Origin of the sequence: Tolypothrix bouteillei VB521301 (assembly GCF_000760695.4) — a bacterium.
Classification (GTDB): domain Bacteria; phylum Cyanobacteriota; class Cyanobacteriia; order Cyanobacteriales; family Nostocaceae; genus Scytonema; species Scytonema bouteillei_A.
In genome coordinates this window covers 5,012,852-5,036,100 of the sequence record NZ_JHEG04000001.1, presented here as the reverse complement: position 1 = coordinate 5,036,100, position 23,249 = coordinate 5,012,852, and the positions used below count along the sequence as shown (strand labels likewise).

General features: G+C 43.2%; 17 protein-coding genes. 4 read left to right on the top strand and 13 right to left on the bottom strand.

Annotated features, from left to right (window positions below):
- Nucleotides 1–40 precede the first annotated feature (40 nt).
- The 3 genes from HC643_RS20295 (at nt 41) to HC643_RS20285 (ending at nt 4,936) form a co-directional block, all read left to right on the top strand.
- Nucleotides 41–2,413 carry a PP2C family protein-serine/threonine phosphatase gene (locus tag HC643_RS20295; protein ID WP_082051679.1) on the top strand — a complete coding sequence of 791 codons (2,373 nt, stop codon included), beginning with the start codon at nt 41–43 and terminating at the stop codon, nt 2,411–2,413.
- 156 nt (nt 2,414–2,569) lie between these two features.
- Nucleotides 2,570–4,153: a CHAT domain-containing protein gene (locus HC643_RS20290; RefSeq protein WP_038087601.1), complete on the top strand. Its 1,584-nt coding sequence runs from the start codon at nt 2,570–2,572 to the stop codon at nt 4,151–4,153.
- Between the two features lie 141 nt (nt 4,154–4,294).
- Nucleotides 4,295–4,936: a hypothetical protein gene (locus HC643_RS20285; protein ID WP_038087559.1), complete on the top strand. Its 642-nt coding sequence runs from the start codon at nt 4,295–4,297 to the stop codon at nt 4,934–4,936.
- A 179-nt stretch (nt 4,937–5,115) separates the two neighbouring features.
- Here HC643_RS20285 and HC643_RS20280 read toward each other — a convergent pair whose 3' ends face one another.
- The 6 genes from HC643_RS20280 to HC643_RS20255 all read right to left on the bottom strand — a co-directional run bounded on the left by HC643_RS20280 (nt 5,116) and on the right by HC643_RS20255 (nt 9,688).
- Nucleotides 5,116–6,534: a PrsW family glutamic-type intramembrane protease gene (locus HC643_RS20280; protein ID WP_038087554.1), complete on the bottom strand. Its 1,419-nt coding sequence runs from the start codon at nt 6,532–6,534 to the stop codon at nt 5,116–5,118.
- Nucleotides 6,535–6,710: 176 nt separating this feature from the next.
- Nucleotides 6,711–7,313 carry a DJ-1/PfpI family protein gene (locus HC643_RS20275; protein WP_038087550.1) on the bottom strand — a complete coding sequence of 201 codons (603 nt, stop codon included), beginning with the start codon at nt 7,311–7,313 and terminating at the stop codon, nt 6,711–6,713.
- Nucleotides 7,314–7,435: 122 nt separating this feature from the next.
- Complete coding sequence (locus HC643_RS20270) at nt 7,436–7,891, bottom strand: phosphate-starvation-inducible PsiE family protein (RefSeq protein WP_038087547.1); 456 nt, start codon at nt 7,889–7,891, stop codon at nt 7,436–7,438.
- Nucleotides 7,892–8,260: 369 nt separating this feature from the next.
- Nucleotides 8,261–8,770, bottom strand: coding sequence for an ankyrin repeat domain-containing protein (locus HC643_RS20265; protein WP_050045618.1), 510 nt, complete (start codon nt 8,768–8,770; stop codon nt 8,261–8,263).
- Nucleotides 8,771–8,803: 33 nt separating this feature from the next.
- On the bottom strand, nt 8,804–9,322 hold the full coding sequence (locus tag HC643_RS20260; protein ID WP_038087544.1) for a hypothetical protein: 519 nt from the start codon (nt 9,320–9,322) through the stop codon (nt 8,804–8,806).
- A 105-nt stretch (nt 9,323–9,427) separates the two neighbouring features.
- Nucleotides 9,428–9,688 carry a helix-turn-helix domain-containing protein gene (locus HC643_RS20255; protein ID WP_038087541.1) on the bottom strand — a complete coding sequence of 87 codons (261 nt, stop codon included), beginning with the start codon at nt 9,686–9,688 and terminating at the stop codon, nt 9,428–9,430.
- 229 nt (nt 9,689–9,917) lie between these two features.
- Here HC643_RS20255 and HC643_RS20250 point away from each other — a divergent pair, with 229 nt between their 5' ends.
- Nucleotides 9,918–11,063, top strand: coding sequence for a hypothetical protein (locus HC643_RS20250; protein WP_237265911.1), 1,146 nt, complete (start codon nt 9,918–9,920; stop codon nt 11,061–11,063).
- A 19-nt stretch (nt 11,064–11,082) separates the two neighbouring features.
- Here HC643_RS20250 and HC643_RS20245 read toward each other — a convergent pair whose 3' ends face one another.
- From HC643_RS20245 to HC643_RS20215, 7 genes are all read right to left on the bottom strand, one after another.
- On the bottom strand, nt 11,083–13,275 hold the full coding sequence (locus HC643_RS20245; protein ID WP_038087538.1) for a molybdopterin oxidoreductase family protein: 2,193 nt from the start codon (nt 13,273–13,275) through the stop codon (nt 11,083–11,085).
- Between the two features lie 229 nt (nt 13,276–13,504).
- Nucleotides 13,505–15,019 (bottom strand): NarK family nitrate/nitrite MFS transporter, encoded by a 1,515-nt coding sequence (locus tag HC643_RS20240; protein WP_038087535.1) that lies wholly within the window; start codon nt 15,017–15,019, stop codon nt 13,505–13,507.
- A 61-nt stretch (nt 15,020–15,080) separates the two neighbouring features.
- The gene (locus tag HC643_RS20235; protein WP_038087531.1) at nt 15,081–16,703 is read right to left on the bottom strand and encodes a ferredoxin--nitrite reductase; all 1,623 of its coding nucleotides are present in this window, start codon (nt 16,701–16,703) and stop codon (nt 15,081–15,083) included.
- A gap of 577 nt (nt 16,704–17,280) precedes the next feature.
- Entirely contained in the window at nt 17,281–18,129 is an 849-nt protein-coding gene (locus HC643_RS20230) for a nitrate ABC transporter ATP-binding protein (protein WP_038087528.1), read from the bottom strand.
- A 257-nt stretch (nt 18,130–18,386) separates the two neighbouring features.
- Entirely contained in the window at nt 18,387–20,369 is a 1,983-nt protein-coding gene (locus HC643_RS20225; RefSeq protein WP_038081182.1) for a nitrate ABC transporter ATP-binding protein, read from the bottom strand.
- Between the two features lie 79 nt (nt 20,370–20,448).
- A complete protein-coding gene (gene ntrB, locus HC643_RS20220) occupies nt 20,449–21,294 on the bottom strand; it encodes a nitrate ABC transporter permease (protein ID WP_038081183.1) in 846 nt (281 codons plus the stop codon).
- A gap of 446 nt (nt 21,295–21,740) precedes the next feature.
- Nucleotides 21,741–23,066 carry a CmpA/NrtA family ABC transporter substrate-binding protein gene (locus tag HC643_RS20215; protein WP_038078558.1) on the bottom strand — a complete coding sequence of 442 codons (1,326 nt, stop codon included), beginning with the start codon at nt 23,064–23,066 and terminating at the stop codon, nt 21,741–21,743.
- Between the last annotated feature and the right edge of the window lie 183 nt (nt 23,067–23,249).

Below are 23,249 nucleotides of genomic sequence, written 5' to 3'. Positions count from 1 at the left end.
TGTTGAGAAAATGCCAATAGAGCCGATCGGTGCGAAGACTATGGAAAATGACGCGGCAATGCTCTGCCCCAATGAATCCTGTCAGACTCCAAACTCCCTGACATCAAAGTTCTGCCAAAAATGCTGTACGCTACTGCCCAAGCGGTATCTTTGGGCAGTAGCAGATGGTATAAGCGTGGCTCAACCAAAAGAGTTATTAGCCGATCGCTATTTAGTCATCAGCAAATCTGTTCTTTTAGACACAAAACCTGGTTTACCGCCTCAAACACCAGATGTAGAAAGCGTACCAGCGGTTAGACCGTACTTAAGGTTATTTCCCTACCGATTGTATGTACCGCAAGTGTATGGAGTATTACAACTAGAAGGAACGACATCCAGAGAAATCTTACTGCTAGAAAAGCCACCGCTGTGTATCAAAGAGACAGCGGAGTTAGATGTGCAATTAGAAAGCGAGCTAACGACGGCTTGGCAAACAGCAACATCAATGCGCCAACTGAATTGGTTGTGGCAAATAGCTCATTTATGGCAGCCCTTAGCAGGTGAGGGGGTAGCTTCAAGTTTACTGACCCCAGAAGTCCTGAGGGCAGAAGGTCCGTTGGTACGCCTGCTAGAACTGCGTTATGACAAACAAACCCCCAATTTGGCAGAATTGGGGGAATTTTGGCAGCAGCAATTATGCCACAAGGTAAGACCAGCAATCGCGGAATTTGTCAAGGAAATATGCCGTTCTTTAATCAGCCAAGAGATGAGATCGGCAGAGCAACTCATAGCCGTTTTGGACAAAGGGCTAGCAGAAGTAGGCAAGTGGCAAAAACCCACAATCAAAATTTCTACGAAAAGCGACATTGGCCCCAATCGCCCGCGCAATGAAGATTCCTGCTACCCACCTAGTGGAACTGTGGTCAGCAAACCACCACACCAAACAGCAATAGCGATCGTTTGCGATGGAATTGGCGGACACGAGGGAGGAAGTGTAGCATCCAATTTGGCAATCGAGACCATCTACCAGCAGATGCACGATCTGGTAACCATTCCTCCCGACCATATCAGCCCTGCAAACCTGCTAGAAGATTTAGAACGAGCAGCTGCAGTTGCCAACGACAAAATTAGCCAACGTAACGACAGCGAACACCGACAGGGGCGTCAGCGCATGGGTACAACCCTAGTGATGGCATTGCCTGTTGCTCACGAAATGTACATCGCTCACGTTGGTGACAGCCGCGCTTATTGGATTACGCGAGCAGGTTGTTATCAGGTAACGCTAGACGATGATGTGGCTTCGCGAGAAGTGCGCCTGGGCTACGCTACATACCGAGATGCCGTGCAACAGGGAGCATCAGGCTCATTGGTACAAGCTTTAGGCATGAGTGCTAGCAGTTCGTTACACCCAACTTCCCAACGGTTTATCGTTGACGAAGATAGCGTTTTCTTATTATGTTCGGACGGGTTGAGTGATTTTGACCGTGTAGAACAGTACTGGGAAACAGAAATTTTACCAATTTTAGATAAGAATTTGGATATAGCCAGTGCTACGGATAAGTTGGTGGAAATTGCTAACAATCAAAACGGACATGATAATGTCACGATCGCTCTAGTCCACTGTCAAGTTCAATACTCAGAGCCGCAATCAGTCATCAAACCGCCGAGCGTAGATCTTTCCACCATAGCAGTCAACAGTCGCCCAACTGTATTGCCACAAGAGCACGCTCGCAATCAAAAAACTGAAGTCGTTACTGCCGAGCAGCATCCAACATTCAATATTTCACCACATCTGGTAGTTCTTCCAATCCTACTGTCAGTAGCTGCTTTATTGGGATTACTGGCATGGCAGCAAGATTGGTTTTCGCTTCTAGCGGGAAAAGTTAACATCCCCAATCTTGGTGGCGTTCCATCATCCCCTGATAATTCCAACAGCCCCATTGGTGAGGATGGAAGAATTATTGTGACCGATCGTCAAGAATCTTTTAAGACACATCCATCGCCAGAAAGTAATATTGATGTCCCAGCACGCAGTATTTTGCTAGAAATTCCACCGGCATCAGCAACAGCTAACAATCCCACAGATCGAGATTTGTCTTGGGTTTATTTTAAAGTTTGTTCTGTAGGCGGAATACAAAATCAGCCGACTTCTTTATCCACACCAGGAGATGGCGATTTAGTGTCGAATTCCCCCTCCCCACGTCCTAAAAGCCAACTTTTCAAAGGGCAAATAGTCAAAATTGCTCCTTCCCAACGCAAAAACTTAACCCTTAATCCAGCTACACAGACTCAAAGGAAACAATGTCAGTCTCACTCACGCCAACCAAATACCTCTAGTTCAGGAGATTTATCGGGTGAAACGGAACCTCCAGTACCTACGGCTTCCACTCAACCAAAACCAACTAAAGGTACTAAGAATTCATCAGAACAGTAGCGCTGAGTCAAAAAATCGATAAACTGGTAGAAGCCTGAAAAATAAGGGTAATAACTTTAGATAAAAAACTTGAAAGGCAAAGAAAGTTGCCATTTCAAATGGTTATTTGAAATTATTGGACTTGACCTGTTTAGATTAACGAAGATAAACGAATCCATGCCATCTTTAAACCTGGCGATCGCCCGCCTTAGTACCGGCACCGACAGTTTTGCCATTTGGGTGGTGAATGCTCCCAACCCCAGTGGCTATGTTTTGCGTGACTGTCTGTGGCCTCCTCTTCTCTCCCAAGCGTGGCAAGAGTGGCAGGCGATGTTTTCCGGTCATAGTCGCTTGGATATTTCCCCAGGAACAACACCTCCACCAAAAACTCCACTTCCCCTAGATGGAATGACACCATCTACCGGTCAAAGCACCAGTTACAGCAGTCGTTTGATGCAATTCTTGGGCATTAGCTTGTGGAGTTGGGTGTTTGATGGAGCTATTCTCAATAGCTTTGAACACAGCCGTGGTTTGGCAGCAGGTCAACATATGCGGTTGCACGTCCGGTTAGAAATTCGCGACCCGGATTTGATTGCCTTGCCTTGGGAAATTATGCAGCGCGAAGCAGGTCAATCAGCAATTTCACTTTCGCAACAGATACTCTTCAGTCGCACCACCAGTCAAGTTGAATCCCTACCATATTTACGCGCCGATCAAGCTCTAAACATACTTTTGGTATTAGGTCAAGATGAAAAGCTGGAATTGGAAAAAGAAGCAGCTATTCTAGAACAAACGCTTTCTAACGGTTCTCTTATAGGGAGTCATTACAGCGGCTACGCGCCTTGTATGGTGACAACACTCCTGCAACCCACTCCACAAGAGTTGATTCAACAACTAGAAACAAAAGCGTACAACATCTTGTTTTATGCAGGACACGGTTTACCCGGACCGGATGGGGGCTTGCTATTTTTACAACGACAACCAGATTTAACTCTTAATGGTATGGAGTTGGCACAGGTTCTCAACCGTACAGGTGTAAAATTAGCAGTATTTAATTCCTGCTGGGGAGCGCAACCCGCCCAAAGCAATCACCAAGCCATTCCTTACAGCAGTTTGTCAGAAGTCCTGATACGTCAAGGGGTACCTGCTGTATTGGCAATGCGCGATGAAATAGCAGATCGCGAAAGCCACACTTTTATTCAAGCCTTTGCCCACGCACTGCGATCGCGAAAACCCATTGATGAAGCAGTCGCAGAAGCAAGACAACAACTACTGACCATTTACAAATTCAATCAACCCGCTTGGACTTTGCCAGTCCTTTACTTGCATCCAGACTACAATGGCGAATTAATCAGAAGTTTTGACGAAAGTATTACAGAACTCCCAGAAACTTCTATCCCCGGTATAGCTTCCATGCTTCCCAATGCTTCGTTGCGATCGCTTTCTTCCGGAGGAAAAACTTGGTCGCTGCGACCGGGAGTCACTCGTATCGGTCGTACTACAGAAAATGATATTGTCATACCAGAACCTTCGGTTTCCAAACGGCATGCCGAAATTTTGTGTCGCAATACTTTTACAGGTGCTACCCCAGTGCGAAATTACTATCTGCAAGATTTATCCACTTACGGTACAACTTGGATTTTACGCGGTAACAGTTGGCAACAAATCCACCGTCAGGAAGTCCCTTTACAATCTGGAATGCAGTTAAAGTTTGGAAGTACAAAAAGTCAACCCTGGGAATTTACAATCGACAATACTTGAAAACTTGAAGTACGCATTCTCAGGCTGCATCTGTTGCTAGAAAAAAATTCATTTTTTCGGTAAATCTAATTTTTTTGCGGAAAACAGACTGAGGCAGCTGTAGCTCTCATTACCACAATAAAACAACAAGGAAGGCGACAAATGGTTAACAATATCAACGGTTCTAACACTTTTAAAACTTCTCAAGTAGAATTAGAACTCCTACATACACTCCTAGAAGACGAAGATGCTACATATCCTTGGAACCCCACGGAAGAACACTCTGATGACTACTATTTGCAAATAGAGCAGCAGTTCCAAATGGAGGATGTGCTTAATGAAGAACTCGCGATGCGTTCAAGCAGTTTCTACAACACATTAGACACACTCTGGTCTGGGTTATTTAATTCCGAACACTACAAGCATAATACAAAATCTGCTTTTCTGTCCGAGCTTCAACAAAATTTACAAGCAAGTTTTGCCAATCGCATACCTCAAGACTGGCTCAAGAGCATTGCTCAAAAAGCAACCGAGATGTTGAATTCCCAACAATCCGTCGGCGAACAACTCGTACAGTGCGTTCAAAGTGTATTACCCCAATGGGATGCAGATGACTTATTTGTGATGGCACGACCCCTAGCATTTGCTATGAGAAGCGGCGAAACTCAAACCGAAAATTCTGTAATTGATATGGTTGGGAACCGCGAATGGACAAATATTTCAGAAATTGAAAAAGCTAAAGTTAGTATGGCGATCGCTTATCACGCGCTCAAGCAACTTAAGAGCATTCAGGAGGAAGCTTAAAAAGTACAATTGTACTTTGGTCGGCGCTTTCTTTGACAGGGGGCAAGTTGCTCTATATTACAGGCGACACAAACAGGATTGTTCTTTCTCAACGCAGCAATTGCCTATTATCTGCAGACATAAAACCCCCTTTTAATTCAAAAACAGCGATCGGCGATGGGTAAATTAACAGAAGAGTATTACTTTCCGAGAAAACGTGTAGCAAAGTTTTGCGATCGAGTTGGTGAAAGTGCGCGAGCTTTAAGAATTGCTGCCATCAAGAATGCATAAGACAGCACCCCAACAACCACTAATAAAAAGCCATTAAGCACGCCCGTTGCGTTCCATAATGCGTGCAATCCAGATGCGGTCAAATAACCAACGAGTAGTATTTGCCAACTTTTAGAGGGTTTGAGAACTGCCAAACCAATAAAGTATCCAAAATAACCGCTATAAGCCATGTGTCCGGCGACAGAACCCAAGATTCGGGGAATCAGCAGTTGTAACCCTACGAGTTGACCTGCATCTTGTCCTGATTCTTCTAGGAAGGTTTGAGTAATTTGAGGCACGTATTGCCTGAGGGTTTCTGTCATTGTGAAACCGACGGCTGAAGCTGTTCCCAGTAAAATTCCATCAAGAGGTTCCGAAACACCTACACGTTCGCGCCATGGCGATGGTAAAAATTTGCCGATAAAATACGCTCCAAAAATAGGGATTGCTTTCAGCAATTCTTCCATCAAGCCAGCACCAAAAAACATTCGTACTAGCAATTCCGTAAAGGTGACAGATTCTTGTTCTGTTGGCAGATTACCGGGTAAAATATTGCGAAATACAAATATAAATAAATCTAATACGGGAGTTCCCAAACTCTTCAAGGGATACCCCAAAATTTGTGCGGTCGTTAATGCTGAAATCATCAGCACCCACCAAGGCTTTTGCTTACCACACAACTGGTAAATAAAGTAGTAGGCAACAAAAGCTATGTAAGTTGCCACAACTTTTTGGTTCATATTGTTTGGCTGACCTACAGTCGCAAACATCAATACCACAAATACCACCGTGATGATTCCCGGTATGAGGTAAGCTTTACGAGTGAGATCTTTACCAGTAGAAATAATGGGAAACAGTTGCGTGAAACTCAGATAATCTTGGCCCGGTGGGGGACCGGGATTGTAATGAGTTGTCGGTGATTGGTGCTGATTGGCAGGAGGAAGCGGGCTTGCACTTGTTTGAAAAACGACTGTAGTTTGGTAGTTAAGCTCGTACTCAAAAAAGAATTCTGGACCATCTGGACCCAGAGTGATGCGGTCTCCTGACATCAATTGCTGGCAACCTTGTAACCGTTGTCCGTTGAGATAAGTCCCATTAGCACTATTTAAATCACAGATTACCCAGCTAGATTCTGCGTCTGGCGATGAAGGGAGAGGACGAACAACTGCATGGCGACGAGATACCATGCGATACATCATGGCGTCTAGAACAAGCTGGCAACTTGGGTCTCGTCCAATGACTACTTCTTGGGTAGGAAGTAGCGCGTGTTGAACTTCTGACACAAAAGCAGCTCCTTTGCCAGTCACTTGCCGCAGAATTGCTTTCTGTCTTGCGTTTTTTCCTGTCATCGAGTTACAGGGTAGTTTAATCTATTATCTAAAATAATTTGGCAGTAATACGAAACCATAACCACCCGATAGCAAAATTTCTAAATAGAATTTGGCTTACTTCATACAAAGATACTTGCCATATTGTGCAAGCTTCATAATAGGGCCAGATCGATTGTGAATATAAAGTGGAAACCCTAATCGACAGATACCAGTTCTAGATGCTCTACTTTAGTGCCCAAAACCTTGAGAAATGCGGCTAACCAACGAGGATGAGCCGGCCAAGCTGGCGCTGTGACTAAATTACCATCAACAACCACTTCATCAACTGGAACATTTACATAAGTCCCACCAGCAAGACGTACATCCGGGCTACAAGCTGGGTAAGCAGTACAACTCTTACCTTGTAGAACATCAGCAGCAGCCAATAACTGCAGACCGTGACAGATGGCAGCAATCGGCTTATTTGCTTCAGCAAAGTGACGGGTGATGGCGATCGCTCTGGAATTCAGGCGAATATACTCTGGTGCTCGCCCTCCAGGAACGAGTAGGGCATCATAACTGTTGGGGTCTACTTCTGCAAAAGTGGCATTTAAGGTAAAGTTATGACCGGGCTTTTCACTGTATGTCTGGTCCCCTTCAAAATCGTGGACAGCTGTCCTGACTGTCTCACCAGCTTTTTTGTCAGGGCAAACCGCATGAACCGTATGTCCCACCATTTGCAACGCTTGGAAGGGAACCATTACCTCGTAGTCTTCTACATAGTCTCCCACTAGCATCAGAAGTTTTTTGGCTGCCATTGTCAGTTTCCCCTGTGTTATGTTATTTGACAATACTATGCTAAAGTCCATTTAAGTTGCAACTTGAGCAATTGCTCAATCTCTTATAGAGTGGGCATCCTGTCCGCTCAAATTCTGTGGTTTTAATTTTTCTGCTTGTTGCTAGAACGAATTATCAAATAACTGATAGATAAAGCTAGAACGGCAATTCCCAAACCTATAATATCGATACCCGTAACTTTTTCTAAATCGAGAATGATAATCTTACGAGAAACAGCAATTAAAGAAGTTACAATAACTAATTCAACCTGAAAAACGTGCTTCCGAAGATAAGCAGTGATATTTTCTAAGATTTCTAAAGCAATTAAAATATTTAAAAATAAACCAAATATTTTAAATAATGTAGTATTAAACTTTCCGTAAGGAGTATCAAATAGTTCTTTGACAAGAAAGACTACCAGGTCTCCAATTGCTACCAGAATAACTAACACCATCAAAAGAGATAGAACTTTGGAAACTAGCACTTCTATATCTTCAATGAAGTGCATAAAGCTCTCATCTCTTAAGGCTTCTTTGATTCGTTTAATCGCTCTCTTCATGTGCAGCACCTATTTCTACGTAGGGTGGGGGTTGCCAGCGGACCTTGTATGGACAGTATTGCCTACTCCACACTCAGGAAAATTTTTATGAAAAATTTAGGATTACTATAAGATTTTACGTTGCGTTTTGTCATCGCGATCGCAAGAATAATAACCAATAAGTAATGTTACTCATAGAAATCATTGATGGCAACACTGCCCTCGCACGTGAAATTTGCCCCTACACACATTGATTTTCAGAGGTTCCAAGATACCCGACTTCTCAAAGGCATTCCCAGACAGAGCAACCGGATTGAGGTGAGGGGTCAGACTTATGATTCGCCAGCAGCATCCCCAAGGAGGTTGGGGGATCTGAGCAAACTTACAAAACTATTTTTCGATCTGCTGTCGTAATTCTGGATTTGTTAAAGGAGCTAAATAATCAAAAATTTCTCGATCTCCAAAGTACGCGGCTATTGCCAAAGAGAAGTTTCCACCATCTCTGATTTCATTCACATCTGCACCCGCTTCTACCAGGAGTTTGACAGCGTCAAAATTTCGACTGCTAACAGCGCACATGAGTGGCGTCCAAGATTCAGGGTCTTTTAAGGGAATATTTACAACTGCACCTGCATTAAGAAGTAATTTAAGTATCTCCAAATTTCCTTGAGAAGCTGCTACGGCTAAAGGCGTCTCACAATCATAAATTACCCGATCTTCATCATTGACTTCAGCCCCTAACTCAATTAATAAGCGAACAATTTTTATATTATTCTCGCGGACAGCTTCACTTAAAAGTATTGTTCCGCTTGCTTCTTTGATGCTAGTTCTATCACTGGCTATGAGTTGACGTAATTTAGTGACATCACCGGATTTTATAGCTGCTACAAACTTACGCATAATTATGCCGACTCCGCCTTAATAATATCTATCCTATTCAGGACTCAAATTCCAGATTTTTGGAAGATTTGTATTGCAGACAGCACACAAGAATAGATTATTTTTGACTATATTTACCTGACGACATACAGGACAGCGGCGAAAAATGAACTCAGTACTAAAATGACCAGGATGAGGAATTGGAATTTGTTCCAGTGCTTTTTCAACTTGAGACCATGATTCTGGCTCCGGACAATATCCAGTAGATTGGTTTGTAATTTCAAGTACTTCAAAATTCTGCTTGTTGTAGGCAAAAAATATCTCTCCAGCTGATAGTACAGATTTGCCGCCTGCACAAGCTACATGCTCGGAGTGGCGGTCTGCAACACAAATGTAGCCTTCAGAGTCAACCATGAAAGTGGCTGCGATCGCTCCTCCAATGTTCGGCTTCTGCTGAGTTTGATTTATCCAACGTTTTAAATCATCTACTGATTTAATCCTGGTTCCAACAGGATAACCAGCAACAGAAAGTCTGATATTCTCGGGACCTCTATATTTATATAATTTTGCCATTTTCAGACATATCAAAATCTTTTAGTCATAAATACTGCGAAACTCTGTCTTCCAAGGCAAGTGATGGCAATGCGAGGGGATTTACTGTGTTTAGTGTAATTGCATTCATGCCACTTCCACAATGGAAACAACTTTATCATTGCCATTATCGGGTACATACTCCAACAGTTCTCCGGGCTGGCAGTTTAATACTCTACAAATTCCATTCAGCCTTTCAGGAGCCAATCTTGGCATTTCATCAACCTTACGCAATCTGTAAACAGAATTTTCAGTGATACCTAACGCTTCAGCTAAATCTTTGTTCCTGACACGCTTTCGCGCCATCACCTCATTTAATTTCCAACGAATCACTTTATTTGCGGACATACACTACATCCCCAGTTTAAAAGTTCTTAGGCGTAGATTTATCTACCTCTCAATATTATCATAAGAAGTTGTTTTATAATAATTAGAAATAGAATATACTACGTTTAATGTAGAATATTCATAGTGCGGATGAGATTAAAAAGACTAAAAAATCTGCCAAAAAACAAAGGCGATCGCTCTGACACCAGTCAAAATGCGCTCGCCCTCTAGAAAAACTAAATCAAACCCTATGATGCCACAACTTCAGGCTTTTACACCAAACGAACAAATTCTTGCTCAACGAGAATTCAATCAATACATCTTCGCCCAAGCCAATGCCATAGCACCAGAAACCCCTGGTGATTCCTTTGATACACTCGCTCAGGCAACCCAAAACATCCTGACTCACGCCATGATGCTTGCCCAACAAAAAGAGCATTTATCCAAAAGAGAGTATAAAAAGCGGCTTTTGCAATACGGTTGGAAAAATGAAGACCGTCCATACTTAAAAGTGGCTGAAGTATTTAAGCACTTCTCAAGTCAAGATTTAGCGCAAATCGAGCCAGCAACTCTCTTCCGCTTGGCAAATAATCCCAAAAAGTACCAAAGCGTTATTAACCAGCTGCTCTCTTCACCAGAAATTACCCAACAAACAGTTCGAGACCTCATTGCCCAGCAGCAACCACCCAAGGAATCAAAACAGGAATTACCCAGTATTTGGCGGCGGACGAAGAATGGACGGCGTTACTGCCAAATCCCACCGATTCATGAGAGTGACGAGCGAACTGGCACTACCTTGCAAAAGATGATAGATGAGGAAGGGTTAACGGCACAGCGCGTTGTGGCTGAGGCTATAGCATTGCGGCAGGCGTACATGGAAGGGCGGCTAGTGTTGGTGGAAAATTCTAAGCCATCTGGTGAAGAAGTTTGGGTTGAGGACTTTAACACGAATGCTAACACTGAGGTGTCTAAGGAAAACACGGTGGGTGAATGGACTTTCGAGCCAGAACTGGAAAAAGATAATTTTACGAAGGATTGTGATGCTATTGTTGAACTCCAACCAGATCGCTGCACCCAGTCTCCCGTTGAGTTGTTGATTGAGACGTTGCAGAATGCTAACACTTGGGAGCAAATAAGAGTTGCTGTGGCTGTTCTTAAGGATTACAAGCAAGAGGCATGGATGGCTCTGACACCCGTGGAGAAGAAGCGGGTGAGAGGGTTGATGCCAATTGAGGTGAAAAAATTGTCACGGGCGAAGAAAGCCGGCTTAATTGTTGACTTTCAAGAACTCAGAGAGGGTGTTTATCAGGTACGGCGAATGGGGAATGTATTGGCGGAAGTCGTGAGTTCCTCAAGGTTGGATACTTTTGTGGCACAGTTGAGAGGCAACGGGTAAAACTTTGCTTGAGGTGCCATTAGAAGTTTGCAGATTGACGCGATGGCTGCAGTTGATAATTAGCGACTGTTAGATCGACAGTTACAGGAACAATCTGTACTGCACAAGCTTTTAATTCTGGTTGTAAGGAGTCGGGACAGGATTCTGGGTGAGTTAGAGCATTGGCTTCAGCATTATCTGCCCACAAAGCCCCCCAGTGCATGGGAACAAACACTGTACCGGGTGCGATCGCACGAGTGACTTTGACTGGAAACTTCGCTTTGCCACGACGCGATCGCACTTCCACACATTGATTATCGTCCACGTTGAGAGTTGCTGCATCACGGGGATGGATTTCAATGAACGGTTCGGGATGCATTTGACGGGTTTTTTCAATCCGACCTGTACGCGTTTGGGTATGCCAGTGTCCGTAAAGCCTTCCAGTTGTCAGCACGAAAGGATAATTGGGATCTGGGGGTTCAGCCAATCCTCGCGAGTGGTATGCTGCAAATCGGGCACGTCCATCTGGGGTAGGAAAACGTAAATCGGTGTAGAGCCTTTTAGAGGGAGTAGGGTTAGTACTGGTACATGGCCATTGAAGTGGACCCTGTGCTCGAAGCCGTTCGTGACTGATAGCTGTCATATCACAAGGGCGATTGCGAGTCAATTTGACAAACTCAGAGTAAACTTCACTTGAGTTAGCAAAAGCAAACTCTTTCACATAGCCCAGCCTGCGTCCAACTTCGGCAAAAATTTCCCAATCTGCTTTGGCTTCTCCCGGTGGCTGACGAAATGCCGGACATAAAGTGACTCTTCTTTCGGAATTGGTCATGACACCAGTTTTCTCGCTCCACTGAGCAGCTGGTAACAAGACATGAGCATAAGCTGCTGTTTCTGTTGGATAATAAGCGTCCTGGTAAACAGTAAAAGGCGATCGCAACAACGCCGCTTTAGTACGCTCTAAATCTGGCATACTCACAGCAGGATTGGTAGCAGCAATCCACAAAAGCCCTACAACACCATTTTCCAGTCCGGTTATCATATCCCAAGCCGTTAAACCAGGTGTGGGAGAAATTCGTCCTGATGGGAGTCCCCACAGTTCCTCGACTTCTGCTCGGTGCTGGGGATTTTTCACCAATCGGTAACCAGGTAATAAGTGCGCTAAACCTCCCGCCTCGCGCCCCCCCATTGCATTGGGTTGACCTGTCAGAGAAAATGGTCCCGCTCCAGGCTTACCAATTTGCCCGGTCATCAAGTGGAGGTTAATAATTGTTCTAACCTTAGCCGTTCCTTCAGAGGATTGGTTTACACCCATTGACCACAAAGACAGAACTCGCTGAGAGTCACCCCAGTAACGCGCTGCTGTTTCTAAATCTTCAACACTAATCCCGCATTGATGAGCAACGATTTCTGGGGAATAATGGCGAATCACTTCTGCATATAAAGGAAAGTTACTGGTACAATCCTCAATAAATCCAGGATCGATATAGCCCCAACGCATCAACAAATGAGCAATCCCGTTTAACAAGTCAATATCTGTTCCGGGGCGAATCGCTAAATGTAAGTCTGCAGCTTCTGCGGTTGGTGTACGGCGCGGATCGACCACAATCATTTTGACTTTGCGATTCTTTTTACGGTACTTCTCCAGTCTATTGAAAATAATGGGGTGGCATTCAGCTGTGTTGGTGCCAATTAAAAACGCACAGTCAGTTAATTCTAAATCTTCATAACAACAGGGAGGACCATCCGAACCAAAGCTTTGAATGTAGCCAGCTACTGCACTCGACATACACAAGCGAGAGTTAGCATCAAAATTATTGCTTCCCAAACATCCTTTCAAAAGTTTCTGGGCGATGTAGTAGTCCTCAGTTTGAAACTGACCGGAACCATACATGCAAATAGCTTCCGGTCCTTGAGTGTAGCGTACTGTTTGAATGCGTTTAACGATGATATCAAAAGCTTCATCCCAAGTAGCACGACGAAACTTTTGATCTAAAGAGTCTCGTACCATGGGATAGTGGAGTCTATTCTTATCCAAAGATTCTGCTATAGTGGCACCTTTGACACAAACCATTCCCTGGCTTGATGGGTGTGCTTTATCTCCTCGCACTCGCCAAGTAGGATTTCCCTGACTATCTCTGTGAGTTGCTTTCCCAAGTTGTGCTGGGGGTGATACTTCCAATCCACAGCCAACACCACAATAAGGACAAAGAGTTTTGGTAAATTCAGTCATGATAAAAATTTATGATTGCCGAAGAATTGTAGAGAAATAATTGTATTTCTTTATACCTATTTATCGATCGACTGATAAGGTAACGTGAGTTCGATAAACTTTACCCTTACTCCCTCCCCTCTTCTACAAAAGGGAGAGAGCAACTTTACGATGGGGGTTTGGGATGAAGTCTGCTTTGACTTCGTCAAACTCACGTTAAGGTACGAGAACCCTTGTTCGTGAAGGGATTTTATTCTTCTGCTAAAATTCCGGAATTACGGGCAATATTTTGAGTTTCTTGTGCTGGAGATTCTCCTTCATAAGCACCAGCAAAAGAGCCTTTTGGTTCTTTTAAGAAGAAAGCACACAGACAAGCACAAATCATAGCTGCTATACCCATTGTGGCAAATAGTGTTGTTGGGTTGGTCAAGCTGTAAATTGTGAGATAAACTACGCCACCAAAATTACCGTATGCTCCTACATTGCCTGCAATTTGTCCCGTGGCTTCTTTTTTAATCAAAGGTACAATACCGTAAGTTGCACCGCAGCCAGCTTGGGCAAAATATGCAGCAAACATAGTAGCTGCGATCGCAAGTGGTAAAGGCCAACTGCTGTTGATAGAGTGCGCCATCAAATATCCTATAGCAATCCCAACACTGATAACAGTCATCGTCCATTTGCGAGAGCCTAACTTATCAGAAATTAATCCTCCACTAGGACGAGAAATTAGGTTTAAGAAGGGATAGCTAGCAGCTATCATTCCAGCAATCACATGCTCTAAACCAAAGGTTTTCTCAAAAAATGCAGGGAGCATGGAGACAGCAGCAAGTTCCGAACCAAAGTTAGTGACGTAAGTAAATTCCAGTAAAGCGACTTGACCAAAATGATACCTTTCTGAAGGAGCGTAAGTTTTCTTACCAGCAAGCAGTTCTTTATTCACTTGCCAAGCTTTGTATGTTTGGTACGCAAACAAGCCACCTAACAGTACCCAAATTAAGTACATTTGGCTTGGATTGAAAAAGTGAATATTTTTTTGTGTCAAACGCCAAGCAAGTAAACCTAGGGCAAAAATTAAACCAAAATTCGAGAGAATCATCGCCCAGAAGCTTTTAACACTAGTTACTTCTAGAGCACCATTTTTCTTAGGAGTCTTATAGACTTTACCGGGAGGCGTATCTTGGACGCTGTTGTAGTAGATTGCGCCATAAATAGCAGCGACGATACCTGTTAGGGCGATCGCAAACCGCCAGTTAGAAGCTCCACCAGTCATAAAGCTAGCAGCAACAGCAATCAGAGGTAAGCTAAACTCCGCTCCAAAAGCCCCAAAGTTACCCCAACCACCATAAATACCTTGAGCAATTCCAATCTCTTTAGGAGGGAACCATTCCGATACCATCCGAATACCAACCACAAAGCCCGCACCGACAATACCCATCAGCAGGCGGCTGATAACGAGATGGTGAAAATTCTGTGACAGTGCTGTTGCAAGACAAGGAACAGCCGCAAACATTAGCAGCAATGTGTAGGTAATTTTAGGACCAAAACGATCCAGAAGCATACCAATAATAATGCGTGCTGGAATCGTCAGAGCAAGGTTGCAAATACCCAACGTTTTAATTTGCTCTGGTGCAAGATGAAGTTCCTTCCCAATAGTTGTAGCAAAGGGAGCAAAGTTAAACCAGCAAACAAAAGTTAGAAAGAACGCAAACCAAGTTTGATGCAGAATGCGGTAGCGACCTTGAAACGAAAATAATCCTTTTAGCATGATAAAAAAATTGTTGTTAGTGGTTGGTTGTTAGTGGTTGGTTGTAAATAACCGCTAACTATTAGACCGTTACTGCTTCTCGCAAGCGTGCGTCAAAGTGTTCGATAATGAGTTCGCGTAAAACTGGTAACAAGTCTTCGCAGGGAATTCCTTTGGCTACACACGAGCCCAGGTGAGCATCTTTGCCAACTTTGCCACCCATATATATGTCAACACCTTCCACTGCTTTACCATTTTTACGAGCTTTGGTTCCCATCAAACCAATATCTGCCACTTGAGGCTGTCCGCAGGAGTTAGGACAACCTGTCCAATGAATTCGCACCGGATGAGTCACTTCTAACTCCTTTTCGAGTTCTTTAATCATGGCTAATGCACGATTTTTAGTTTCGATGAGAGCAAAGTTACAAAACTGTGCGCCGGTGCAAGAGACCAATGCTCTTGTTAGAGGAGCTGGGTTAACACTAAACTTCTCTAGAAGGGGCTCCGTTAGTAGAGTTTCCAACCGCGAATCAGAAACGTCTGGGATAATGAAGTTCTCTTCCACAGTCAGGCGAATTTCCCCACTGCCATAAACTTCTGCCAAACGGGCCATTTCAAACAGATCTTCGGCATATAATCGACCCACAGGAACGTGCAAGCCTACATAATTTAATCCCGGTTGTTTCTGCTTGTAGACTCCAATGTGGTCGCGTTTTTCCCAGTCAATTTCATCTTTTGCTGCTGCACCAAGCAATGGTTTGCCTAACTTACTTTCAACTTCATTACGGAATTTTTCTATACCCCACTCATCAATTAACCACATCAAGCGGGATTTCAGACGATTTGCACGCGAGCCATTATCACGAAAAACTTCCAAAACGGCTCTACAAACAGCGACAACATCCTCAGGCGGAACCCAAGCATTTAGCGGAATTGCTGCTTCACAACGTTTGGCAGAGAAAAAGCCGCCAACGAGGATGTTAAAGCCAAATTGTCGGGATTGGGAACCGGAAGTTGGAGACTGAGCGGTCTGTTGCTCTCCTTCTCCCTTATCCCCACTTCCCTTCTCTTCCCAGAAAGCGGGGACAAAAGCCAAATCGTTGATTTCAGCGTGAACTGAGTTATCACGTCCACCCGTAATGGCAATATTAAACTTGCGTGGAAGGTTGGTAAATTCAGGGTTTCCTTCGCCCTTGTTGGTGACCATATCTTGAATTTGTTGCACCAACTCTCGTGTATCGAACAATTCCTCTGCATCTAGCCCTGCAACGGGATCGCCAGTGATATTGCGAACGTTGTCCATCCCTGACTGTATGCTGGTTAAGCCGACTGCATGGAATTTCTCGAATATGTCTGGAAGGTCTTCAATACGAATACCCCGCAGTTGAATATTCTGTCTGGTTGTAATATCTGCGCTACCGTCGTCGCCGTAACGCTGTATGACTTCCGCTAAGACACGCATTTGGTCGGTGGTGATAATACCGTTAGGCATTCGCAACCGCATCATAAACTTCCCAGGAGTGACAGGGCGAAAAAATACGCCCATCCACTTAAGTCTGTGGTCGCGGTCGGTTTCATCCATTGCTTCCCAACCTAGAGATGCAAATTTCTCTATTTCTGCCTTAACAGCAAGTCCGTCTTTTTCAGCTTTGAATTTTTCAAACTTATTTAAGCTGGCTGTGGAGGTAGATACTTTGTCAGTCATAGTCTCACTTTAGATTATGGTTTGTTGGTTTTGGCTGACTTTTTGTGTGTTCGCAAAGCGCAAGCCTCATCCGGCTTATCGCAGTTCTCTTCAAATGAGATACAATTTCAGTTTGGGAAAATGCCTACAATAAATATCTGCTCTGAATTATCAATTGCTTTTTTCTTCAAAAATTTTGCAGATTGTACTACTTTACGAGCGGTCATTAAATCATGACAAATTTGTCATTATACGCACCTTATAAATTTCCTTATTGACTTCAACTATTTCTTTCGTTAACCATTTATACCCCCTAATTTAAGCGCGTCCAATCATACAAATCGTATATTTTGTTACGGAATTAGAAAATAGATGAACAAAGTGTATCAGCATGATGCAATATTTACATCATGCAATATTTGCATAATTAAAGCAGTAAGGAACAAAAATTATGCATCCCTATTAAAGTCATCGTGAGAAACCCGGTAGTTGCAAAATACCGGGTTCCTTTATCCACCAATAATTTAGGAATGCTATAGAACTGATAAGTTTTTTCTATTACAAATTATTTTCCAATGCGAAATCTAAAATGTACTGTTCATTCGGCTGCATTATCGCGAGCAAATTTGTTATACAAAAAGTCCAGAGCGTAGTTTCTCAGTTCGTAGAATTTAGGATTTTCCATGATTCGGGTACGATTTCGGGGTCGAGCAAAGGGAATATCTAAAATTTCACCAATTCTCGCTGATGGACCGTTTGTCATCATTACCAGACGATCTGCCATAAATAAAGCTTCATCAATGTCATGAGTAATCATCAAAATAGTGACCCGATGGTCGCGCCAAATTTTCAGCAGTTCTTCTTGCAGTTCTTCCCTGGTAATAGCATCCAATGCACCAAAAGGTTCATCCAAAATCAAAACTTTAGGACGGATCGAGAGAGCACGAGCGATCGCCACCCTTTGTTTCATTCCGCCTGAGATTTGACCGGGTTTCTTTTGTGCAGCTTCTGAAAGTCCCACCATTGCCAAATGTTCTTTGACAATTGCTCTTTTTTCTGCATCAGTTTTTTTAGGATAAACTGAATCAACCGCTAGATAGACGTTATCAAAAACATTCAACCAAGGTAGAAGACAGTAATTTTGGAAAACCATCATCCGATCCGGTCCTGGTTCTGTAATGGGCTGATTTTGTAGTAACACGACTCCATCAGTAGGTTGATTAAAACCAGAAATCATATTCAGCAGTGTTGATTTACCACAACCAGAATGACCGATAATACAGATAAATTCCCCTTCATTGACAGTGAAGTCAATTCCATCTAATACAGTGTAAGGACCATTGGCGGTGGGGTAAATTTTAGTGACACCCTCAATAACCAGAAAAGGTTCTGGTTTTTGTGTTTTGAGTGTATGACTTTCAGTTTGAATTCTGTTTAGAGATTGCATATGGCTAATGGCTAATGGCTAATTGCTAATGGCTAATGGCTAATGGTGAGACCAGCCCTGTAGGCGGGTTTCCCGCCGTAGGGAACTGGCGAACCCGAAGGGCTAATTGCTAATGGCTAATGGCTAATGGCTAATGGCTAATGGCTAATGGCTAATGGCTAATGGCTGATGGATCGTGGCTGATGGTTAGTGGCTGATGACTGATTGCTAATGCAAGACTGACAACTAACTATTAGCTATTAGCCATTAGCTATTAGCTAAATAAACACTTCTTCAATACGCAGTTGTCGTTTGATGTCGAGACTGTCAAGATACTCTATTGGTTCTGAAGAGTTGAAAACCCTACCGTCAAATAGCTCGAGTGGAGTATCTCGACCGATATCGAGGAAACCAAGTTCGCGTGCTGCTATACCAAATACATCTGTACGACAAACTCTTTCAACAATCTGCACCCAATTTTTAGGAAATGGAATTAAGTTCCAACGCGCTAACTGGGTCATAATCCATAGCATCTCGCTGCGTTCGGGATAATTGCTTTTATTAAACTTGAATTGGTTGTAAGTTGTAAGTTGTTGGGGTTGTTGACCATCACCACGAATGTAAGGATCGATGAAACCAAGACGGGTATATGCAGGATCTGTACCCAAATATTCAGAACGACAAAGTAGTTTCAATATTTCTTCGCGGTTGCGGAAGTCGTCGCAATAATCGCATGCTTCTAGAAGAGCCTTGACAAGCGCTATATGTGTTTGTGGATGGTTGTTTGCCCAATCTTCCCTGACTCCCAAAACCTTTTCTGCATGTCCCGACCAGATTTCTAGATCGGTGGCTATGACATAGCCAAGACCTTCGCTCACAGCACAAGCATTCCAGGGTTCTCCAACACAGAAACCATCAATTGTTCCATTTTTTAGATTAGAAACCATTTCTAATGGTGGTACGATCGCTAAGCTAACATCTTTGTCTGGATCGATACCATCAGCCGCCAGCCAATAACGCAGGATTAGGTTCTGCATTGATACTGGATGCACGACTCCTAAAGTGTAAGCCCGGTCTAGGTTGGCGTTGAATGCAGTTTTTAAATCGGCTAGCGTTTTCACGCCTTGCTGGTAAAATTCTTTACTTAGAGTAATTGAGTTTCCATTGCGAGAGAGGGTGAGAGCAGTGACTACAGGAACTGGAGTTTTGCCACCAGCACCTAAAGTCAGCCCAAGTGGCATACCAGCAACCATTTGAGCCGCATCAAGCCTACCAGTACCTACACCCCTAGCAATTTCTGTCCAGTTGAATTCGCGATTGAGATGAACTTCTTCCAATCCGTATTTTTGGAAGAAGCCTTTTTCCTTTGCAACTATTAAGGGTGCAGCATCGGTTAAAGGAAGAAAACCTATTTCCAAATTAGTTTTTTCTAAACCATTGTAAGAAACAATTGCAGGTGCTTCAACTTTTCCTTGGCGCTTCTTAGCCAGTTTTTGTTGGTTGAGGAAGTAAATGATTTCGTTGCGGAGGTTGTAATATGTGGGGTGATTGACGACTTCAAGACGTTGGCGGGGACGAGGAATGGGTACTTCCAGAATTTGTCCGATATGTGCTTCAGGACCGTTAGTAAGCATGACAATGCGATCGCTCAACAAAAGCGCTTCATCCACATCGTGGGTTACCATCACACAGGTTAAATTGTGTTCGTTGCAAATTTTCATCAATTGTTCTTGCAAACTACCCCGTGTGAGAGCATCCAAAGCGCCAAAAGGTTCATCTAGCAGTAACAATTTAGGACGAATAGCCAAAGCCCTAGCGATAGAGACTCTTTGTTTCATCCCACCAGACAACTCGCTTGGACGTTTGTGTGCTGCATGGCGCAACCCCACCATATCGATATGATGTTCGACAATCGCTTTGCGATCGCCCTTAGGCTTGTCTTGATAAACTTCATCCACTGCGAGTGCAATGTTTTCCCGCACTGTTAGCCAAGGTAGCAGAGAGTAATTTTGGAACACAACCATGCGATCGGGACCCGGTTCTCGGACTTCTTTGCCTTCCAATATCACACCGCCAATACTAGCTCTATCTAAGCCGGCGATAATATTTAGTAAAGTTGATTTACCACACCCGGAATGTCCGATTAAGGAAATGAATTCGCCTTGCTGAATTTTCAGTTCAATATTTTTCAGGGCAATATATTGGTTACCATTTGGTAAATCGAATACACGTTCAACGTGGTCAATTTCTACAAAATTCATTGGTTAAATGTTAGTAGTTAGTAGGGTTACTAGTCCGCCGCATTCGTACATATTTAGTAGTTTTGATAACTATTTATTGCTAATTCTTTTGTTCTTCTGGAACAACTTTTCTAGCAACAAAAGCAACCAATTTATCTAGTATTAAACCGACTAAACCAACATAAATCAGTGCCAAGATAATCTCGCTGAGATTAGTTTCAGTTGTCGTGTTATATGCATCCCAAATAAATGAACCAATACCCACACCACCAACCAACATTTCTGCTGCTACAATTGCCAACCAGGACAAGCCAATACCAATTCTCAACCCAGTAAAGATATAGGGAACGGTTGCGGGAAACAAGATTTTGAAAAAATACTTACTCCCTCTTAATTTCAAGACTCTCGCAACATTCCTATAATCTTGAGGAAGTTGCTGAACTCCTACTGTAGTATTGATAAGAATAGGCCAAATTGAGGTGATAAAAATCACAAAAATTGCAGAAGGATTGGCTTGCTGAAAAGCAGCTAGAGAAATAGGCAACCAAGCTAAAGGTGGAACAGTTCGCAGGACTTGGAAAAGAGGATCGACAGCATTATAAAAAAATTGGTTAGATCCTATGAACATACCCAGAAAAATACCGAAAAAAGCTGATAGAGAAAATCCCAAGCCAACTCGTCCCAAACTATTAAGAAGTTGCCAGCCCAATCCTTTATCATTTCCTCCATTATCAAAGAATGGTTGAATAATAAAAGGGTCCCAAGTTTCTGAAAAAGTTTCTATTGGACCGGGTAAATTCGAGTTTAAGGTAGAACACAGTAATTGCCAAACAGCCAAAAAAAGTACAAGCGCTACGATTGGCGGAACAACTTTTTTAGATATCAATTGAGCGAGCTCTTTCTGAGCCTTTCTTTTCCGGGTACGATTCCCAAGGGTTGCAGTCATTATTTTTTATCTCCAAAATTTATTTTAATGCTAATGGCTAATAGCTAATAGCTAATTGCTAATTGCTAATTGCTAATTGCTATAGCAGTCCTAAATGATTTACAAACACATCTTGTCTCGCTTGTCTGGCTTGTCCCCCTTGTTTAGATCTCAAATTAGGATTGCTATATTAGTCATTAGCTCTTGGGGTATCTCCAAAGGAGATGGAGACCTCTCGTTGGTGGCGCGACATGTTAAGTGCTAAGCACATACCTTCGCAATGTCGCAGGCTATGACTGCAAGAGCAAGACGCCACTCACCAGAGCGCCGGAAACCTGTCACAGAACTGGTCTCACCATTAGCCATTAGCCATTAGCCATTAGCCATTAGCCCTTCGGGTTCGCCAGTCCCCTACGGCGGGAAACCCGCCTACAGGGCTGGTCTCACCATTAGCCATTAGCCATTAGCTATAAACTCTTAACCTTTAAACTTTGCAAATACTCTTCTGGCTTCTCTGGGTCAAATTTGACACCATCAAAGAAAGTTTCCACTCCACGAGAAGAGCTAGTGGGGATTTCTGAGTCAGGGACGCCCAAAGCTTTTGCTGCTTTCTTCCACAAATCTTCTTTATTCACTTGGTCTACAATTTCCTTAATTTTGGTCTCTTTTGGCAAATAGCCCCAGCGAATATTTTCTGTAAGGAACCATAGATCGTGGCTCTTGTATGGATAAGAGGCGTTATCTTTCCAGAACTTCATTCTCAGTGGAGAATCGCTGACTTTACGTCCATCACCGTAATCAATATTGCCTTTAGACCGCTCTAAAATATCTGCTACAGCGACGTTAAAATACTTGCGCCCAGAGCAAATTTTGCACATTTCTTCTTTATTTTCGGGTTTATCGCACCATTGCTGGGCTTCCATAATTGCCATTAACAGTGCTTGTGCTGCATTGGGATTTTTGTCAACCCAGTCTTTTCGCATGGCAAAAGCTTTTTCTGGATGGTTTTTCCACAACTCACCCGTGACAAGTGCTGTATAGCCTAATTTTTGGCTGACCAATTGGGCGTTCCAAGGTTCTCCTACACAGAATGCATCGACTGTTCCAACTTTCATGTTTGCCACCATTTGTGGTGGTGGTACTGGTTCGAGTACTAAATCCTGATTGGGTTCAAGACCACCTGCGGCTAACCAATAACGCATCCACAAATCGTGCGTTCCACCGGGGAAGGTCATCGCAACCTTCATAGATTTTTGCTCTGATTTGGCTTGACTAACAGCTTGTTTGAGGGCTTTACTCTCCAAACCAACCTTGAAATCTTTTAATTTGTTAGCAACAGAAATAGCCTGACCGTTAATATTTAATCGTGCCAAAAGATACATTGGCACTTTATCATTGATAGTGAGCAAATAGGGCATTGGGCTGAGAATATGTGCTCCATCAATACCATCACCAGCTGAGCCTATTTTTAAATTATCACGGGTTACAGGCCATGATTTTTGCTTGATGACTTCTACATCTGTCATGCCATATTTGGCAAAAAAGCCTTTCTCTTTGGCAATAATTAGAGGCGCTGCATCAGTCAAAGGAATAAATCCCAGCTTTGCCTTGGTTGTTTCTACTTTCGGTAAATTGGCTGCTGTAGTTACATTGGCAACAGTGTTTACCGCATTATTAGGAGCATCAGAGGTATCTGAAGTTACTTTATTAGAGGAACAACCGTGCGCCAAGATCGATCCAACTGTGGTCGCACTTGCAGTCAAAATAAATTGTCTTCTGGAAAACTTTGTCATTGTCTTTTTGAAAAGAGAGTTCAGAGATTAGGGGTTAGGGCTTAGAGACTAGTAGAACGATTAACTACTCATCTCTAAATGATGAGAACAAATTTTAAAGTTTTTACCCACGTCAAAGATCGCGAGCGCATTGCCTTAAAAAGAAGGGTCGATCGCAAACTTTTTTGAGAAAAGTTTAATATC

Bases quoted from the DNA above. Each gene is read 5' to 3' on its own strand.
- HC643_RS20260 (WP_038087544.1), bottom strand. From the start codon at position 9,322: ATGGCAAAATTATATAAATATAGAGGTCCCGAGAATATCAGACTTTCT.
- HC643_RS20280 (WP_038087554.1), bottom strand. From the start codon at position 6,534: ATGACAGGAAAAAACGCAAGACAGAAAGCAATTCTGCGGCAAGTGACT.
- HC643_RS20225 (WP_038081182.1), bottom strand. From the start codon at position 20,369: ATGAATTTTGTAGAAATTGACCACGTTGAACGTGTATTCGATTTACCA.
- HC643_RS20230 (WP_038087528.1), bottom strand. From the start codon at position 18,129: ATGCAATCTCTAAACAGAATTCAAACTGAAAGTCATACACTCAAAACA.
- HC643_RS20215 (WP_038078558.1), bottom strand. From the start codon at position 23,066: ATGACAAAGTTTTCCAGAAGACAATTTATTTTGACTGCAAGTGCGACC.
- ntrB (WP_038081183.1), bottom strand. From the start codon at position 21,294: ATGACTGCAACCCTTGGGAATCGTACCCGGAAAAGAAAGGCTCAGAAA.
- HC643_RS20290 (WP_038087601.1), top strand. From the start codon at position 2,570: ATGCCATCTTTAAACCTGGCGATCGCCCGCCTTAGTACCGGCACCGAC.
- HC643_RS20255 (WP_038087541.1), bottom strand. From the start codon at position 9,688: ATGTCCGCAAATAAAGTGATTCGTTGGAAATTAAATGAGGTGATGGCG.
- HC643_RS20285 (WP_038087559.1), top strand. From the start codon at position 4,295: ATGGTTAACAATATCAACGGTTCTAACACTTTTAAAACTTCTCAAGTA.
- HC643_RS20235 (WP_038087531.1), bottom strand. From the start codon at position 16,703: ATGACTGACAAAGTATCTACCTCCACAGCCAGCTTAAATAAGTTTGAA.
- HC643_RS20250 (WP_237265911.1), top strand. From the start codon at position 9,918: ATGATGCCACAACTTCAGGCTTTTACACCAAACGAACAAATTCTTGCT.
- HC643_RS20245 (WP_038087538.1), bottom strand. From the start codon at position 13,275: ATGACTGAATTTACCAAAACTCTTTGTCCTTATTGTGGTGTTGGCTGT.
- HC643_RS20240 (WP_038087535.1), bottom strand. From the start codon at position 15,019: ATGCTAAAAGGATTATTTTCGTTTCAAGGTCGCTACCGCATTCTGCAT.
- HC643_RS20270 (WP_038087547.1), bottom strand. From the start codon at position 7,891: ATGAAGAGAGCGATTAAACGAATCAAAGAAGCCTTAAGAGATGAGAGC.
- HC643_RS20275 (WP_038087550.1), bottom strand. From the start codon at position 7,313: ATGGCAGCCAAAAAACTTCTGATGCTAGTGGGAGACTATGTAGAAGAC.
- HC643_RS20265 (WP_050045618.1), bottom strand. From the start codon at position 8,770: ATGCGTAAGTTTGTAGCAGCTATAAAATCCGGTGATGTCACTAAATTA.
- HC643_RS20295 (WP_082051679.1), top strand. From the start codon at position 41: ATGGAAAATGACGCGGCAATGCTCTGCCCCAATGAATCCTGTCAGACT.